We start from the raw sequence: 13,584 nt of genomic DNA on the forward strand, positions 1-13,584 counted from the left end.
CTGTCACCTGATGAGACGGCTCTGACGGCGTTGATCGAATGTGCATAGCATCGGTCCCCGCATGGACACGATGACGCTGTGGCACATCACCGGCTGGCAGTTCGCCGCGCTCGCCTTCGCGGCGCTGCTGGTCGGCTTCTCGAAGACCGCCGTGAGCGGGGCCAACACGGTCAGCCTGGCGATCTTCGCCGCGGTGCTGCCCGCCCGTGCCTCCACCGGCGTGCTGCTCCCGCTGCTGATCGCCGGTGACGTGCTCGCCGTCCTCACCTACCGCCGGCACGCCCACTGGCCCACGCTGTGGCGGCTGTTCCCGGCGGTCGCGGCCGGAGTCGTCGTGGGCACGGTGTTCCTGATGTGGGCCGACGACGGCGCCGTCCGCTCCTCGATCGGGGCGATCCTGCTGCTGATGGCGGCGGTGACGGTGCGGCGGCGCCGGGCCGCCGAGACCGAGCCGGACCCGGACGCCGTGGTCACCCGCGGCGGCCGGATCAAGGCCCGTTCCTACGGAGTGCTCGGCGGGTTCACCACCATGGTCGCCAACGCGGGCGGCCCGGTGATGTCGCTCTACCTCCTCTCGGCGGGCTTCCGGAAGCTGGGCTTCCTGGGCACCTCGGCGTTCTTCTTCCTGATCGTCAACGTGTCCAAGGTGCCCTTCAGCGCGGGGCTCGGCCTGATCGACGGGGACTCGCTGCTCCTTGACGCCGCGCTCGTGGCGTTCGTGGTGCCCGGTGCGTTGATCGGCAAATGGGCTGTGAACCGGATCAACCAGCGGTTGTTCGAACAGCTCGTCATCGCGGCGACCGTGGTGGGCGGGGTGCAGCTCCTGCTGCCGTGATGCCCCTGATGGAGGCTCAGGGCTCGATACCCACCCCGGGGACGTGACTCCACGCCCACTCCCGCGCCGCCGACATCGCCGGCCACCGCAGCCCGCCCGGCCGGGGCTCGACGCGCGAAGCATAGGAGGCGGGCCGGAAACCGGTGTCGTAGAAGCAGGCGCCCGAGCACGAGTCCGCCACCGACTTCGGCGTCGGCCGTACCCCGGTCCGCACCCAGCGGTCCAGCGCCGCGATCGAGGCCGCGTACTCCGCGCCGCTCAGGTCACTGTGCTCGGACTCCCGGGTGAACGTCTGCACCAGGTACCGCTCCCTGCCCGCGCCGTGGAGCGTCTCCCGGTACGCCGACTCGTGCTCCACGAAGGCCGTCGGATCGTCGATGGCGTGCAGGGTGAGGACGGGGACGCGGACGTCGCCGGTCAGGTCGCTGTCGTACGACAGGTCCCGCACCGCCGTGGGATCGGCGGAGAAGCGCTCCACCCCGGCGTTCAGAGCGGCGTCGTCGTGCGAACCCGAGTACCGCACGCCCCGGTTGGAGAACGGGTTCCGGCCGCCGAGCCGCTCGTGGACGATGTCCCGGAAGGTGAAGGTCGCGAACCGCAGATGCGACTCCAGGGTGCGCTCCGGGATACCGGTGACGCCGAGGATGTCGTCCAGGTTCCGCTGCTGCTCGGCCGTCCGGTCCTCCGGGGCAGAGGCGTACCCCGTGCACTCCTGGAGCCGGGCGCGCAGACCCGCCGAGGTCATCGTGGAACCGGCGCGCAGGCCCTGCCACAGGGGGTACTGGGGTTCGCTCGGGCGCGGATGGTTGTGGCAGTAGTACTGGTAGACCACGCGCAGGTCGACCCGGTAGTCGTAGCCGCGCGAGCCGCCTCCCAGCACTCCGTTGGTGAGCAGGGCACCGTCGTAACGGCCGCGGTAGGTCTCGGCGACCTTGGCCGCGACGTTCCCGCCCCATGACTGCCCGTGCACATACGTCCGCTTCGGCTCGCCGAACTCCTCGACGAACAGCCGCCGTACGCTCTCGGTGTCCGCCGCGGCCATCCGCGTGCCATAACCGCCGCGCCGGTACGACGAACCGGCCCACGCGTACCCCTGGTCCACCATCACCGACCAGCGGCCCAGGTCGTCGACGCTGCGCCCGGGGTCGGACGCCGCGCCCAGGTCGGGGCCGCCGTGGGCGTGGACGACGAGGGAGCCGTTCCAGTCGCGGGGGACGGCGATGGCGTAGTGGGCGCCGTTGGCGTCCTGCCCGGTGTAGCAGGTGGCCCTGGTTTCGAGCGGTGCCGGGCAGGCGGTCGGGGCCGGGCCCGCGGTGGCCGCGCCCGCCGGTGCGGCCCCGGCGAGGGCACCGATGGTCAGGGTGGCCAGGCAGGCGGCAAGACCCCGTCCCAGTGCGCGTGTTGTCGTCCCGTTCAAGGCGCTTCTCCTCGTCTTCCTCGACGTCGGGGCGCGATGCTAGGCAGCGTCGGAGGACGGGGAACACCGTCTGATCGTTTGTGTTCATAGAGTTCGCCGACGGGGGTGCCGTCGCCGACGGGGAGTGCCTTCGGCGCCGGTGAGGGCCGACCGTAGGCTCACCCCATGTCCTCGCACGTCCTGATCCTCGGCGGCACCACCGAGGCCCGCGAACTCGCCGCCGCGCTCACCGCCCTGCCCGGCCTGAGGGTCACCACCTCGCTCGCGGGCCGGGTGTCCCGCCCGGGGACCGTCACCGGCGAGGTGCGCATCGGGGGTTTCGGCGGCGCGGAGGGGCTGGCGCGGTGGCTGCGCGAGGAGCGGGTGGACGCCCTGGTCGACGCCACGCACCCGTTCGCCGCCGAGATCACGGCGAACGCGGCCCGCGCCGCGGCGGCGACCGGCGTCCCGTCGGTCGTACTGCGCCGCCCCGGCTGGCAGCCGGGCCCGGAGGACCGCTGGCATCCGGTGCCGACCCTGCCGGCCGCCGCCGATCTTCTGCCCGGCCTCGGCCGCCGGATCTTCCTCACCACCGGCCGCCTGGGCCTGTCCGCCTTTGCCCACCTGACCGACCTGCACTTCGTCGTGCGCTCCGTGGAACCCCCCGACCCCCCGCTCCCCCCACGCACCGAAGTCCTCCTGGCCCGGGGCCCGTTCACCGCGGACGACGAGACGGCGCTGCTCTCCGCCCACTGCGTCGACGTGCTGGTGACCAAGGACAGCGGCGGCACAGCCACCGCGGCGAAGCTGACGGCGGCGCGACGGCTGGCCCTGCCCGTGGTCGTCGTACAGCGCCCCGCACTGCCGGAAGGGGTGGAGGCGGTACCGGACGTGGCGGGGGTGTTGGCGCGGCTGGGGGTGAGGTGACGTCGTCGGCTCCGGCTCAGCCCGCCACGACCGACGCCCGCATCCTGTCGATCACGCGCAGTACCTCGGTGCGGTTCTTCGCGAGCTTCACCCAGGTCGGCAGCCTGGCCACCACGGTCATCTTGCGGCCGTGCTCGTACCAGGGGTCCCGTTCGCGCAGGTCCGCCGCGACGAAGCGGCGGATCGGATCGAGCGGTCCCGCCGTCCGGCGGCAACCGGGTTTCAGCGGGCGCCGACCGCCGCGCGCTCCCCGAGGCTGCTCGGCAGGCCGGTGCTGAGGTCCTCGATCAACAGGCGCTTGGCGATGGAGTCGACGGCGGCGCGCAGGGCCTCGTTGGAGGGGCGGCCGATGTCCTGTTCCACCTGCTGGGCCAGCCAGGCGCCCCAAGCGCGGGAGATGACCTCGGCCTCGCGGGCGCCCGCCCGCGTGTGGGAGAGGAGGGAGCCGTCGCGGGTGAGGTAGCCCTCGTCGACCATGCGGTCGAAGACCGGGAGCAACACCTCCGGAGGCACATGGCGGCGGGCCGCGATCAGGCCCAGGCTCGCGTGGCCGACCACCCGGTTCAGCAGCTCCACCTGCATCACCGCCCAGGCGCCGGCCACGTCGAGCCGGGTGTCGGAGTCCAGTACCAGCCGACGGGCCGTGTCCAGGTCCGTACTGCCGATGATCTTCGCGACCGATGCCTCCAGCACCGCCTGCGAGTCGGCGCCGCGCGGCTGGGCGAATCCCTCGCCCATGTCCGTGGAGCCCATGCGGGCGCTGTCGCGCAACTGGACCTGTTTGAGGAACAGCGAGACGACGAAGCCCAGCGCCGCCACCGGGACCGTCCACAGGAACACCGTCTGGAGGGTGTCGGCATAGGCGTGGACGATCGGTGCGGCGACGTCGGGCGGCAGTTCGTGCACGCCCTCCGGGCTCATCGCCGCCCGCGCCACGACCGCCGGGTCCGCGCCGGGCACCTGGGAGGCCTCGGCGATGCCCTGACGCAGGTTCGGGGCGAGGCTGTTGGTGTAGATCGTGCCGAAGACGGCCGTACCGAAGGAGCTGCCGAGCGTACGGAAGAAGGTGACCCCGGAGGTCGCGGTGCCGAGGTCGGCGTAGTCGACGGTGTTCTGCACGGCGATCGTCAGCACCTGCATGCACAGGCCGATGCCGGTGCCGAGCACGAACATGTACAGCGACTCCAGCCACGCCCCGGTCGACGGCCCCATCAGGGACATCAGGTACAGGCCGACCGCCATCACCAGCGAGCCGACGATCGGGAACAGCCGGTACTTGCCGGTCTTGCTGACCACGTTGCCGCTGAACACCGACGCGATCAGCAGGCCGATCACCATCGGCAGCGTCCGTACGCCGGAGATCGTGGCGGAGTCGCCGTCGACGTACTGGAGATAGCTCGGCAGGAACGTCATCGCGCCGAGCATGGCGAAGCCGACGATGAAGCTCAGCACCGAGCACACCGTGAAGACCGGGTTGCCGAGCAGCCGCATGGGCAGCATGGGTTCGGCCGCCCGGGTCTCCACCCAGCAGAACAGTCCGAGGGCGATCAGCCCGCCGATGAACAGACCGATGATGACGCCCGAGCCCCACGCGTACTCGTTGCCGCCCCAACTCGTCGCCAGGATCAGCGCGCTGGCACCGACGGAGACGAAGGCGATGCCCATGTAGTCGATGACGGGACGGGCCGCCGCCTTGACGACCGGGATGGTGCGCGCCGCGGCGAACACGACCACGATCGCGATCGGGACGTTGACGTAGAACGCCCAGCGCCACGACAGATGGTCCGTGAACAGGCCGCCCAGCAGCGGCCCGATGACCGTGGCCACCCCGAACACCGCGCCGATCGCGCCCTGGTACTTGCCGCGCTCCCGCAGCGGGATCACATCGGCGATCAGCGCCATCGACGTGACCATCAGCCCGCCCGCGCCGACGCCCTGCATCGCCCGCCACACGATCAGCAGCGTCATATTGCTCGCGAGGCCGCACAGGAACGAGCCCGTGATGAACACGATCGCCGAGACCTGGAAGACGACCTTGCGGCCGAACATGTCACCGAACTTGCCGACCAGGACGGTCGAGACGGTCTCGGCCAGCAGATAGGACGTCACCACCCACGACATGTGCTCCGCCCCGCCGAGGTCCGACACGATCGTCGGCAGCGCGGTGCCGACGATCGTCTGGTCCAGGGCGGCCAGCAGCATGCCGAGCACGATCGTCCCGAAGACGATGTTGCGGCGGCGCGTGTCCAGCACGGGGGGCTGCTCGGCGGCAGGCGGCCGTGCGATGTCCTCGGCGACTGTCACGAGGAAACGATCACACCGGCGGCCGTGCCCCGCATGCCGGGCGGACCGCGCGGGTGGCTCAGACCTCGCGCGGGTTACGGCGCAGCAGGTACGTGTCCATGATCCAGCCCTTGCGCTCCCGGGCCTCGGCCCGCAGCCGCTCGATCCGGGGCGCCGCCTCCGCGATCGGACCGGAGGCGAGGATCTCGTCCGGGGTGCCGATGTAGGCGCCCCAGTAGATGTCGATGTCCTGGTCGGCGTACTGCCGGAAGGTCTGGTGGGCGTCCAGCATCACCACCACGTCGTCCACGCCCTCCGGGAACCCCTCGGCGAGCCGCCGCCCGGTCGTGATCTGCACGGGCCGGGCGACCCGGTTCAGCCCCGTCCGGTGCCGGGCGACGAGCGCGGAGACACTGCTGATCCCGGGAATCACGTCGTACGCGAAGGTCACCCGCCCCCGCTCCAGCACCTCCTCCAGAATGCCGAGCGTGCTGTCGTACAGGGCCGGATCGCCCCACACCAGGAAGGCGCCGGTCTGCTCCTCGCCCAGCTCCTCGGTGATCATCCGCTCGTAGATGCCGGCACGCGCGGAGCGCCAGTCGCCGACCGCGGGGGAGTAGGCGGAACCCCCGGCCTTGCGGTCCCGTTCCGGGTCGCGCGCCTCGACCACGCGGTACGTGCCCTCGGGCACATGTGCGTCCAGCAGGTCCCGGCGCAGCTGGGTCAGGTCCGATTTCACCTCGCCCTTGTCCAGGACGAAGAAGACGTCCGTGTCCCGCAGCGCCCGGACCGCCTGGAGGGTGAGCTGGTCGGGGTCGCCCGCACCGATGCCGATCACATGAATGGTTCGCACGCCCCGAGTCTGCCGCACCCCTGCGCCGGCCCCGACACCGCCCGCGCTAACGCAGCCGGGGCGCCCGCTCCGCGGCGTCGATCACCGCGGCACCGCCCTCCACCTCCGAGGCCAGCCGCCGCGCCCAGTCCGTCACCCCGGCCAGATCCATCCCGTACGGCCGCTCCCGCCCCGAGGCCGCCGCCCACCCCTCCACGGCCCCCGCGCCGCGCCGCAGCAGCCGCGCCCCACCGGTGACATTGCCGCGGGCGGAGTGCGTGAGCCCCACGGCGAGCTGGGCGAGCCCCCGCCACAGCTCGCGCTCCTCCTCGGGCCCCGACTTCCAGGCGTCCTCGAAGACCTCGTGGGCGTGGAAGGGCTTGCCCGCGTCCAGCAGCTCCTGCGCCTCGGCGACCGACTCCTCGGGCGCCCGCACCACCCCCTCGGGCTGCCGGGGCACGCCCTCGGCGCCGTACGGCAGGGGCCGCCCGAGCCCGTCCCGGGGCCGCGCGTTGCGCGCCCGCCCCTCGGCGTCCCGGTCCCTTGCGTTCGACGATGCGCTGCCCATACGCCCGATTCTGCCTCGCCCCGGTGCCCGCTTCGGGCTGGGCCCCGGTGTGGGGTAAAGTGCTGTTCGCGCGATCACGCACCGCACGGTGAGCGATCGCACCGGGACGTGGCGCAGCTTGGTAGCGCACTTGACTGGGGGTCAAGGGGTCGCAGGTTCAAATCCTGTCGTCCCGACGGTGCGAAGGGTCTTCGCGGACGAGAGTCCGTGGGGGCCCTTTTCGTATGCTGTGAGTGAGGCACTTCTGCGGGGTGACCACCATGGCTCTGTTCCGTGATCGGCGGCATGCGGGGCGGGAACTGGCCCGTGAGCTGCGGGAACGGGGCGGTCTGGGGGATCCCCTGGTGCTCGCGCTGCCCCGGGGCGGGGTGACCGTGGCCGAGGAGGTCGCCCGCGCGCTCGACGCGCCCCTCGATGTGCTGGTCGCCCGCAAGATCGGGGCGCCCTTCCAGGAGGAGCTGGGGGTCGGCGCGATCTGCGGCGACGATCCTCCGGTGTTCGACGCGGGGACCCTCGCGCACCTCGGGCTCACCGAGGACGAACTGGCACCCGTGGTGGCCCGTGAGCGGGCCGAGCTGCGGCGCCGGGAGGAGCGGTACCGGCGCGGCCGTCCCGCCCTCGACCTGCGCGGCCGTACCGTCGTCGTGGTCGACGACGGGCTCGCCACCGGAGCGACGGCGCGTGCCGCGCTGCGCTGGATCCGGCGCCGGTCGCCCGCGCGGACACTGCTCGCGGTGCCGGTCGGCTCCCCGGAGGGCGTGGCGCTGATGAGCCGGGAGGCCGACGAGGTGATCTGCCCGCACCAGCCGGTCGACTTCATCGCCGTGGGACTCTGGTACGACGACTTCGCGCAGCTCACCGATGCCGATGTGCTGGCCGCGCTGCACGCGGACGCCGCGGGCCGAGCGGGCGGGGATGGTAGAAGCGGGGCATGACCACTTCTCCCGTGCCCGGAATCGACACCCCCGACCGCCGCGGCCGTACCGGCCTCGACCGGACCGGCCTCGATCTCACCGGCAACCCGCGCGTGAAGGTGCGGGACGTGAAGCTGCTCTCCAGCCACTGGTACGTCGAGCGCACCACCACCTTCGACTTCCGGCACGCCGACGGCACCTGGTCCACCCAGGAGCGCGAGACCCACGACCGCGGCAACGGCGCCACGATGCTGCTGTACGACCCGCGGCGCGAAACCGTGCTGCTCACCAAGCAGTTCCGGTTCCCCGTCTATGTCAACGGCCACCCCGACGGGATGCTGATCGAGACCCCGGGCGGACTGCTCGACGACGAGGACGAGCACCCCGAGATCGCCGTGCGGCGCGAGGTGGTGGAGGAGACCGGCCACACCATCGGCGAGGTGCGGCACGTCTTCGACGTCTACATGAGCCCCGGCTCGGTCACCGAGCGGGTCAGTTTCTACGCCGCCGAGTACGGGCCGTCCACCCGTACCCATGAGGGCGGTGGCCTGGACGAGGAGGGCGAGGACATCGAGATCCTCGAACTGCCCTTCACCCGGGCCCTGGAGATGATCCGGACCGGAGAGATCGCCGACGCCAAGACGATCATGCTGCTGCAGTGGGCGGCACTGGACGGCCCGTTCGCCCGCTGAACGTCCCCGGGAGCCGGACAGCGCCCCTCAGCGCCCGTCGACGAAACGGTCGATCACCGCGTCCACCCCGGCCGCCAGGGCGTCCGGTCCGCCCCGCTCGGCGAGGACCGGGGTGATCGCGCGAAGGGTGGGCACCTCGTTGGACGGCATGCGGTGCAGGCCGAGCCGGAAGGCGGGGTCCGGCTCGTCGGGGTTGTCGACCATGGCGCGCAGTTCCACGGACACATACCCGAGGACCCACGCGGTGAAGGCGTGGAAGACATCGGCGGTCCGCTCCTCGTCGAGGCCGGCCCCCTTGAGCAGGGCGAGCACCCGCTCGTGATTCCTGAGGACGGCCAGCGGCCTGCGGGCCAGCGGAACCGCCATCATGCGCGTGGCGATGAGCGGCACCACCTCGGGGTGGGCGAGGCAGACCTCGTAGGTCATCAGGGCGATGCGCTGGAGATCGGCCCGCCATTCGGGTTTTCCGGAGTCGGGGCTCGGCGCGGGTGCGGCCGTTTCTGCGAGCCGGTCCTCCAATTCCAGGTACAGGGCCTCGACCAGCCCGTCGAGCAGCGCGTCCTTTCCGGCCGCGTAACGGTAGAGGGCCATGGCCTCGACGCCGAGTTCGGAGCCCAGGCGGCGCATGCTGAGGGCGGAGAGGCCGTCGCGGTCGACCAGGTCCAGGGCGGCGGCCAGCACCCGCTCCCTGCTGAGCCTGCCGTGCCGCCCCCGGTCGCTCGCGCGTCGCGCCGGGCCCGGTTCCGGGTCCTTCTTCATTCGCCCACTCCCTACTCGGCTCTGCCCCACGGCTGGGTGAAATCGGCGCTCACGTTCGCGCTTACGTTGTAAACGTACATGCTATATCCTTGAACTGCGGCACAGTGCATATCGGCGTACGCCGATCATGAGTTCACCCATCGAGGATTACGCTCTCATCAGTGACCTGGAAACCGCCGCAATGGTCGGCAGGGACGGGTCCATCGACTGGTTGTGTCTGCCTCGGTTCGACTCCCCCGCCTGCATGGCCGCCCTGCTGGGCACTCCGGCCAACGGCTTCTGGCGAGTGGCTCCGCGCACGGCCGGGCGCTGCACGCGCAGGGCCTACCGGCGGGACACCCTGGCCCTGGAGACCGAGTGGCGCAGCGGACACGACATCGTGCGGGTCACCGACTTCATGCCGCCGCGTACCCAGTCGCCCTGCGTGGTCCGGGTCGTCGAGGGGGTGTCGGGCTCCGTCCGTATGCGCAGTGAGCTGCGGCTGCGGTTCCACCAGGGCCGGGTCGTGCCCTGGGTGCGGGAGACCGGGGTCGGCACGGTGGCGGTCGCCGGGCCCGACGCCGTATGGCTGCACGCGGACGGGCCCGTGCACGCACCCGACGGGGAGGACCCCACCGCGCTCGACTTCACGGTCCCGGCCGGTCAGCGGGTCGCGCTGACCCTCGTGTGGTCGCCGTCCCATCTGCCCGGGGCGCCCCCACCGCTGTCCGTCCCCGCGGAGACGGCGCTGAAGGAGACCACCGGCTACTGGCGGCGCTGGGCCGCCCAGTGCCGTTACGAAGGGCCCTGGCGGGACGCGGTGGTGCGGTCCCTCATCACCCTCAAGGCGCTCACCTACGCCCCGACCGGCGGCATCGTCGCGGCACCGACCACCTCGCTCCCCGGATGCATCGGGGGCGAGCGGAACTGGGACCACCGGTACTGCTGGCTGCGCGACTCCACGCTTACCCTGTCCTGCCTGCTGCGCAGCGGCTACCGGGACGAGGCCACGGCGTGGCTGAACTGGCTGATGCGGGCCATCGCGGGCGACCCCGCCCACCTCCAGACCGTGTACGGCGTCGGGGGACAGCGGCTGCTGCACGAGACCGAGGCGCCCTGGCTGGACGGCTACGAGGGATCGCAGCCGGTGCGGTTCGGGAACTCGGCGGAGCACCAGTTCCAGCTGGACGTGTACGGCGAGGTACTGGACACGCTCTGCCTCTCACTGCAGGCCGGGATACCCATGCCCGAGCGGGTGTGGAGCCTGGTGGAGGCGCTGATGGGCCATCTGCTCCTGCACTGGCGCGAGCCCGATCAGGGTCTGTGGCAGGTCCGCGGTCCGCGGCGGCAGTTCGTGCACTCCAAGGTGATGGCCTGGGTGGCCGCCGACCGGGCGCTGCGCATGGGGGAACTGCTGGGCCGCAACGGCTCCTCGGACCGCTGGCGGGAGCTGCGGGACGAGGTGCACCGGGAGGTGTGCCGGGAGGGCTGGGACCCGCGGCAGGAGTCGTTCACGCAGTCCTACGGCTCCCCGGTGCTGGACGCCGCGGCGCTGCAGATCCCCAGGCTCGGCTTCCTGCCGCCCCGGGACAGGCGGGTCCAGGGCACCGTCCGGGCCCTGCGGCGGCTCGACCACGGGGGGTTCGTCCACCGGTACGGCCCGCGGGGGCGGGGCGTGCACGAGGTGGACGGCATGCCGGGCACCGAGGGCACGTTCGTGGCCTGCACCCTCTGGTACGCCGACGCCCTGGCCGCCACGGGGCACCGTGCCCAGGCCCGGGAGGTCTTCGAACGGGCCCTCGCCATCCGCAACGACGTCGGTCTGCTCGCCGAGCAGTGGGACCCGGACACGGGCCGTCAACTGGGCAACGCGCCGCAGGCGTTCAGCCATGTCGCCCTGGTGGAGACGGCGTTCGCCCTCTCGTCGGGCCCCGCCGCGGGACGCCGTGATCCCGGAGCGCGCCGCGTTCCCCGGCATCAGGCGGAGTCCGCGTAGCCGTTCGGCATCAGGCGGAGTCCGCGTAGCCGTTCGGGCTCAGACGCTGGAAGCGCCAGGCGTCCCGGCACAGTTCGTCGAGCGTCCTGGTGGGCCGCCAGCCCCAGGCCTGCCGTACGGCGGTGGAGTCGACGACGAGTTCCGTCACGTCCCCCGGGCGGCGGGGCCCGATCTCGTACGGGACGGGCCTGCCGCACGCGCTGGAGAACGCGGCGACGAGGTCGAGGACGGATTTGCCCTCGCCGGTGCCGAGGTTGAACACCCGCATGCCCGGCTTGTCGCCGAGGCGGTCGAGTGCGACGCGGTGCGCCTCGACGGCGTCCATGACATGGAGGTAGTCGCGGATCGCGGTGCCGTCGCGGGTCGGGTAGTCGGCGCCGAACACCTCCAGCCGCTCGCGGCGGCCGTCGGCCACCTGGGCGAGGTAGGGCATCAGGAAGCCCGGCATGGCGTGCGGGTCCTGGCCCAGCTGTCCGCTCGGGTGGGCGCCGGCCGGGGTGGAGTAGCGCAGGCACAGCACGCTGTACTCGGGATGACGGCGGCAGACGTCGGCGAGGATCTGCTCGCAGATCCATTTCGAGGCCGCGTAGGGCGTGGTGGGCCGGGGCGGTGTGGTCTCGTCCAGCGGGCCGGGCCCGGCGTCGCCGTAGACCGCGCAGGACGACGGGTACACCAGCCGGTGCACCCCGTGGTCGTGCATGGCGCCCAGCAGGGCGGTCGTGCCGCCGACGTTGGCGTCGTAGTACTCGATGGGCATCCGTGTCGACCTGCCCCCGGCCTTGTGCGCGGCGAAGTGCACAACGGCGTCCACGGAGTGGCGGTCGAAGACGGCCGACAGGGCGCGCCGATCACGGATGTCCAGCTCGTAGACGGCACCGACGAAGCGGCCGGCGATCCGTTCGATACGGGCGAAGACCTGCGGAGTGCTGTTGGAGTAGTTGTCGACCACGATCACCTCGTAGCCGTGGTCGAGGAGATCCACGCAGGCGTGACTGCCGATGAAGCCGCCCCCGCCCGTCACCAGGACGGTCGACGGCGTCCACGGAGCTTCACTTCCTTCGGCCCGTCTGCCTGCCATGGCAGGACACCTTTGCTCCTGGGAACCGTATGTTTACGGTGTATATGTACAACCCTGCGGCAGCTTGCCGCCTGAGTCAAGGAAATTCCGGGGCTATCGGCCCGACGCCGCCAGGTGCCGGGCCAGCCGCGGGGAGGCGAACTCCGTGCCGCACACGAAGCGCATGACCGGGCCGTAGGAGGCCGCGGCGGGCAGCCCGGTGAAGTACAGCCCCGGCACCGACGAGCGGAATCCGGCGCCCAGCCTCGGCGTCCCCCTGCTCACCGCGAGTTCCGTGCGCAGCTCGGGGCTGAGGAAGTCCATCGCCGCGACGTCGACCCGGTACCCCGTGCCCGCGATGACATGGTCGGCGTCCAGCCGGCGGGTACGGCCGTCGCGGGTCAGCACGGTCAGGACCGGACGCCGGCCCGGCGCCTCCGCGCGGACGATCCGCTCCACCTCCACGACCTCGGCCCGGCCCTCGAAGCGGTCGCGCAGCCACCACGCCCCGAGAGGGCCGAGCACATGGCGCACGAGGTAGTGACGGAGCTGGGCGGGGAGGTAGCGGTAGGGGTGCGGGTAGTACGAGAGCGCCCACAGCGACCACGCCCGGCCGAACGGTGACCCGGGGCGGAACCTCGGCTGCTCCCACGGCGGCGCCCCGAATCCGACGCTGCCGTGCCCACGGGCGATCACCCGCACCCGCGCACCCGCCTCCGCCGCCAGCACCGCCGTCTCCAGGGCGGACTGACCGGCTCCGACGACCATGAGGTCCTGGCCGGAGAAGCGGCCGAGGTCGGCATGCTGGGAGGCGTGCGAGACCGGGCCCGCCGGGGACGGGCCGTCCCGTGCGGCACCGGCGAGCTCCGCCGGGAGATGGGCCAGGCCCGACAGGCCGGTCGCCACGACGACCGCCCGAGCGGTGAACAACTCGCCCGAGGACAGCTTCAGTTCGAAGCCCCCGGAGGTGGAATCCGTGGCGGACCCGGCGCCGCCGCGCCGGTCCACGGAGACCACCCGCACCCGCTCCAGGTCCGGTACGAGCTCCTGCTGGAACCACTGCCCGTAGGCAATGAACGTCTCGATCGGGATGATGTCGTCGTCCTCCACCAGCCGGGGCGTCCCGGCCGCGTCGCAGAAGTCGGCCAAGGTGTGTCCCGGCTGCGGCGCGTCGATGCTGGTGGCGGCGGGCGTCGACTTCAGGAGCATCCCGGCGGGCATGTGCTCGCGCCAGCTCACCATCGGTTCGCCGAACACCCGGACCGGAATGCCGCGGGCCCGCAGATGGGCGGCGGTGGACAGGCCGAAGGGCCCGGCGCCTATGACTGCCACTGGTCGAAGCATGG

General features: G+C 72.1%; 12 protein-coding genes and 1 tRNA gene. 6 read left to right on the forward strand and 7 right to left on the reverse strand.

The window, feature by feature from the left end:
• Positions 1-61: 61 nt before the first annotated feature.
• Positions 62-835: a sulfite exporter TauE/SafE family protein gene (locus ACZ7L7_RS02565; RefSeq protein WP_285515107.1), complete on the forward strand. Its 774-nt coding sequence runs from the start codon at positions 62-64 to the stop codon at positions 833-835.
• Positions 836-851: 16 nt separating this feature from the next.
• Here the strand turns inward: ACZ7L7_RS02565 and ACZ7L7_RS02570 are convergent, their stop codons facing one another.
• Positions 852-2,252, reverse strand: a complete 1,401-nt coding sequence (locus ACZ7L7_RS02570) for a DUF6351 family protein (protein ID WP_472074465.1) — start codon at positions 2,250-2,252, stop codon at positions 852-854.
• A 165-nt stretch (positions 2,253-2,417) separates the two neighbouring features.
• Between ACZ7L7_RS02570 and ACZ7L7_RS02575 the strand changes: the two genes are divergently transcribed.
• Positions 2,418-3,158 carry a cobalt-precorrin-6A reductase gene (locus ACZ7L7_RS02575; protein ID WP_472074467.1) on the forward strand — a complete coding sequence of 247 codons (741 nt, stop codon included), beginning with the start codon at positions 2,418-2,420 and terminating at the stop codon, positions 3,156-3,158.
• A gap of 222 nt (positions 3,159-3,380) precedes the next feature.
• On the opposite strand, the gene ACZ7L7_RS02580 is transcribed toward ACZ7L7_RS02575, so the two are convergent.
• The 3 genes from ACZ7L7_RS02580 to ACZ7L7_RS02590 are packed head-to-tail and all read right to left on the reverse strand — an operon-like array spanning position 3,381 to position 6,841.
• Positions 3,381-5,462: an MDR family MFS transporter gene (locus ACZ7L7_RS02580; protein ID WP_472074468.1), complete on the reverse strand. Its 2,082-nt coding sequence runs from the start codon at positions 5,460-5,462 to the stop codon at positions 3,381-3,383.
• A 58-nt stretch (positions 5,463-5,520) separates the two neighbouring features.
• Entirely contained in the window at positions 5,521-6,294 is a 774-nt protein-coding gene (gene cobF, locus ACZ7L7_RS02585; protein ID WP_285515110.1) for a precorrin-6A synthase (deacetylating), read from the reverse strand.
• Between the two features lie 46 nt (positions 6,295-6,340).
• The gene (locus ACZ7L7_RS02590; protein ID WP_285515111.1) at positions 6,341-6,841 is read right to left on the reverse strand and encodes a DUF309 domain-containing protein; all 501 of its coding nucleotides are present in this window, start codon (positions 6,839-6,841) and stop codon (positions 6,341-6,343) included.
• Positions 6,842-6,943: 102 nt separating this feature from the next.
• On the opposite strand from ACZ7L7_RS02590, the gene ACZ7L7_RS02595 reads away from it, so the two are divergent.
• From ACZ7L7_RS02595 to ACZ7L7_RS02605, 3 genes are all read left to right on the forward strand, one after another.
• Positions 6,944-7,017 (forward strand) — tRNA-Pro (locus tag ACZ7L7_RS02595).
• Positions 7,018-7,101: 84 nt separating this feature from the next.
• Positions 7,102-7,776, forward strand: coding sequence for a phosphoribosyltransferase (locus ACZ7L7_RS02600; RefSeq protein WP_285515112.1), 675 nt, complete (start codon positions 7,102-7,104; stop codon positions 7,774-7,776).
• Entirely contained in the window at positions 7,773-8,447 is a 675-nt protein-coding gene (locus tag ACZ7L7_RS02605; protein ID WP_285515113.1) for an NUDIX domain-containing protein, read from the forward strand. Before ACZ7L7_RS02600 ends, ACZ7L7_RS02605 begins: the two co-directional genes overlap by 4 nt.
• Positions 8,448-8,474: 27 nt before the next feature.
• On the opposite strand, the gene ACZ7L7_RS02610 is transcribed toward ACZ7L7_RS02605, so the two are convergent.
• Positions 8,475-9,206, reverse strand: coding sequence for a TetR/AcrR family transcriptional regulator (locus ACZ7L7_RS02610; RefSeq protein ID WP_285515114.1), 732 nt, complete (start codon positions 9,204-9,206; stop codon positions 8,475-8,477).
• Positions 9,207-9,333: 127 nt separating this feature from the next.
• Here ACZ7L7_RS02610 and ACZ7L7_RS02615 point away from each other — a divergent pair, with 127 nt between their 5' ends.
• Positions 9,334-11,181, forward strand: a complete 1,848-nt coding sequence (locus ACZ7L7_RS02615) for a glycoside hydrolase family 15 protein (RefSeq protein WP_472074471.1) — start codon at positions 9,334-9,336, stop codon at positions 11,179-11,181.
• 10 nt (positions 11,182-11,191) lie between these two features.
• On the opposite strand, the gene galE is transcribed toward ACZ7L7_RS02615, so the two are convergent.
• Positions 11,192-12,259, reverse strand: a complete 1,068-nt coding sequence (gene galE / locus ACZ7L7_RS02620) for a UDP-glucose 4-epimerase GalE (protein ID WP_285515116.1) — start codon at positions 12,257-12,259, stop codon at positions 11,192-11,194.
• 93 nt (positions 12,260-12,352) lie between these two features.
• A complete protein-coding gene (locus tag ACZ7L7_RS02625) occupies positions 12,353-13,582 on the reverse strand; it encodes an FAD-dependent oxidoreductase (protein WP_285515117.1) in 1,230 nt (409 codons plus the stop codon).
• Between the last annotated feature and the right edge of the window lie 2 nt (positions 13,583-13,584).

It is taken from the genome of Streptomyces sp. NPDC110618 (genome assembly GCF_055657065.1).

Bases quoted from the DNA above. Each gene is read 5' to 3' on its own strand.
- ACZ7L7_RS02565 (WP_285515107.1), top strand. From the start codon at position 62: ATGGACACGATGACGCTGTGGCACATCACCGGCTGGCAGTTCGCCGCG.
- ACZ7L7_RS02575 (WP_472074467.1), top strand. From the start codon at position 2,418: ATGTCCTCGCACGTCCTGATCCTCGGCGGCACCACCGAGGCCCGCGAA.
- ACZ7L7_RS02590 (WP_285515111.1), bottom strand. From the start codon at position 6,841: ATGGGCAGCGCATCGTCGAACGCAAGGGACCGGGACGCCGAGGGGCGG.
- ACZ7L7_RS02600 (WP_285515112.1), top strand. From the start codon at position 7,102: ATGGCTCTGTTCCGTGATCGGCGGCATGCGGGGCGGGAACTGGCCCGT.
- ACZ7L7_RS02605 (WP_285515113.1), top strand. From the start codon at position 7,773: ATGACCACTTCTCCCGTGCCCGGAATCGACACCCCCGACCGCCGCGGC.
- ACZ7L7_RS02610 (WP_285515114.1), bottom strand. From the start codon at position 9,206: ATGAAGAAGGACCCGGAACCGGGCCCGGCGCGACGCGCGAGCGACCGG.
- ACZ7L7_RS02615 (WP_472074471.1), top strand. From the start codon at position 9,334: ATGAGTTCACCCATCGAGGATTACGCTCTCATCAGTGACCTGGAAACC.
- galE (WP_285515116.1), bottom strand. From the start codon at position 12,259: ATGGCAGGCAGACGGGCCGAAGGAAGTGAAGCTCCGTGGACGCCGTCG.
- ACZ7L7_RS02625 (WP_285515117.1), bottom strand. From the start codon at position 13,582: ATGCTTCGACCAGTGGCAGTCATAGGCGCCGGGCCCTTCGGCCTGTCC.